The 609-nt window shown below is 49.3% G+C and carries 2 tRNA genes and 2 rRNA genes; all 4 read right to left on the reverse strand.

The annotated features are described in order from the left end of the window. Positions 1–120: ribosomal RNA gene (locus L1028_RS31085) — 23S ribosomal RNA — on the reverse strand; the annotation flags it as partial. 170 nt (positions 121–290) lie between these two features. Then, positions 291–366, reverse strand: a tRNA-Ala gene (locus tag L1028_RS31090). Between the two features lie 20 nt (positions 367–386). Next, a tRNA-Ile gene (locus tag L1028_RS31095) sits at positions 387–463 on the reverse strand. Positions 464–499: 36 nt separating this feature from the next. Next, positions 500–609: ribosomal RNA gene (gene rrf / locus L1028_RS31100) — 5S ribosomal RNA — on the reverse strand; the annotation flags it as partial.

A 609-nucleotide genomic window follows, 5' to 3' on the forward strand; every position in this document is an offset into this window, starting at 1 on the left:
ATTCGGACACCCCCGGATCAAAGCTTGCTTACAGCTCCCCGAGGCAGTTTCGTTGTTCGCCACGTCCTTCGTCGGCTCCTGGCGCCTAGGCATCCTCCGTGTGCTCTTATTAGCTTAACCTTCGCTCCGATATTTCGCTTGTTCACACAATCGAAAATCTTCGCTTCCAGCTAATAACTAACGTACTTGTTTACACAAGTTATAGCTAAAAGATGTTCTAAAACGCAAATTCGTTTCGGTATCCAGTTTTCAAGGATCAATGTTTAAAGAAGATATTGAATTAAAAATTATGGTGGAGCCAAGCGGGATCGAACCGCTGACCTCCTGCTTGCAAGGCAGGCGCTCTCCCAGCTGAGCTATGGCCCCATAAAAGATATAAAGTTATATGGTGGGCCTTGGTGGACTCGAACCACCGACCTCACCCTTATCAGAGGTGCGCTCTAACCAACTGAGCTAAAAGCCCATATAACATTTTGAATCAACCAAATAATGGTTGTCCGCTTGGCGGCGTCCTACTCTCCCAGGACCCTTCGGTCCAAGTACCATCGGCGCTGGAGGGCTTAACGGTCGTGTTCGGGATGGGTACGTGTGGAACCCCTCCGCTATCGC

Origin of the sequence: Paenibacillus pseudetheri, from assembly GCF_924513355.1 — a bacterium.
Taxonomy (GTDB): Bacteria; Bacillota; Bacilli; order Paenibacillales; family Paenibacillaceae; genus Paenibacillus_AQ; species Paenibacillus_AQ pseudetheri.